Below are 1,165 nucleotides of genomic sequence, written 5' to 3' on the forward strand. Positions count from 1 at the left end.
CAGAGCCGGCGGCTGAGCACCCGGCATGGCGTTCCTCTCGCGGCAGGGGCCGGCGGGAGCGTACCCGCGGCGGACCGGGCCGGCGAGACCGCACCGCACCGGCCGACGGCTCAGCCGTCGAGATGCCGCGCCAGGGCCTGACGCAGGTGATGCTTCGGGCGGGACCCGACGATCGAGCCGACCACCTCTCCGTGGCGGAACACCAGGAGGGTGGGCAGGGACATCACCCCGTAGGTGCGCGTGACCGCCGGGTTGGCGTCGGTGTCGACCGTGGCGACGACCATCCGCCCGGCGAACTCCTCGGCGAGCTCGGCGAGGCTACGCGAGATGGCCCGGCACGGCGGGCACCAGTCCGCCCAGAAGTCGACGACCACCGGCTGGTCGGCGGCGAGCACCACGGCGGCGAAGGTGTCGTCGGTGACGGCGGTCAGCGAGCCGCCCGGCGCAGTCTCGAGCATGTTTCCTCCCGGTGGGTGATGGCGTGGGCGAGCTGGTCACGCAGCTCCCGGCGGACCTCGTGCAGGCGGTCGATGCCGGCGTCGACCTCGGCCAGCTTGCGCCGCAGCACGGCCACCGAGTCGGGGCAGACGTGACCGGTGGCGTTGCCGGCCCGGAGGCAGGCGACGAACGGGCGGATGTCGTCCAGGCCGAAGCCCACCGCGAGCAGCGCCCGGATCTCTCGTACGACGGGCAGCTCCGCCTCGTCGTAGACCCGGTATCCGTTGGCCGAGCGGGCCGCCCGGACCAGGCCGTGCGTCTCGTAGTAGCGCAAGGCCCGGGTGGTCGTGCCGGCGCGTTCCGCCAGTTCACCGATCAGCATCCGACCCTCCTCGTCCGACCCGCCCGACGCTAGACCTTGCCGCTGGCGTCAAGGCAACCTCGGCGGTAAGGAAGGGCACCTCAACGGGGTCAGCGCGCGGCGGGGCGGTGCGCGTACGACGAGAGGCGTCAGGCGGTCTTGCGGGCCGCCTTCTTCGGGGCGGCCTTCTTGGCGGCGGGCTTCTTCTCGCCCTCGGCGGCCTTCTTCGGGGCGGCCTTCTTCTTGGGCGCGGCCTTCTTCTCGGCGGTCTTCCTGGCCGGGGCCTTCGCCGCCTTCTTCTCGGCGGCCTTCTTCTGCGCCGAGCGGGCCGCCGAGATCGGGGTGGGTTCCCCGCCCCCGCCGGCC

At 73.5% G+C, this 1,165-nt stretch carries 2 protein-coding genes and 1 pseudogene; all 3 read right to left on the minus strand.

Going from position 1 to position 1,165, the window contains the following annotated elements; translation table 11 throughout:
• Positions 1-110 precede the first annotated feature (110 nt).
• Positions 111-458, minus strand: a complete 348-nt coding sequence (gene trxA, locus AB0E94_RS53105) for a thioredoxin (RefSeq protein WP_357097194.1) — start codon at positions 456-458, stop codon at positions 111-113.
• The gene (locus AB0E94_RS53110) at positions 428-820 is read right to left on the minus strand and encodes a MerR family transcriptional regulator (protein ID WP_357097192.1); all 393 of its coding nucleotides are present in this window, start codon (positions 818-820) and stop codon (positions 428-430) included. Before AB0E94_RS53110 ends, trxA begins: the two co-directional genes overlap by 31 nt.
• Before the next feature lie 128 nt (positions 821-948).
• Positions 949-1,165, minus strand: a pseudogene (locus tag AB0E94_RS53115) (Ku protein); the annotation flags it as partial.

This window comes from Actinoplanes sp. NPDC026670 (assembly GCF_040638175.1).
Lineage (GTDB): Bacteria > Actinomycetota > Actinomycetes > Mycobacteriales > Micromonosporaceae > Actinoplanes.

Coding starts and splice junctions, on each gene's coding strand:
- trxA (WP_357097194.1), bottom strand. CDS start 458: ATGCTCGAGACTGCGCCGGGCGGCTCGCTGACCGCCGTCACCGACGAC.
- AB0E94_RS53110 (WP_357097192.1), bottom strand. CDS start 820: ATGCTGATCGGTGAACTGGCGGAACGCGCCGGCACGACCACCCGGGCC.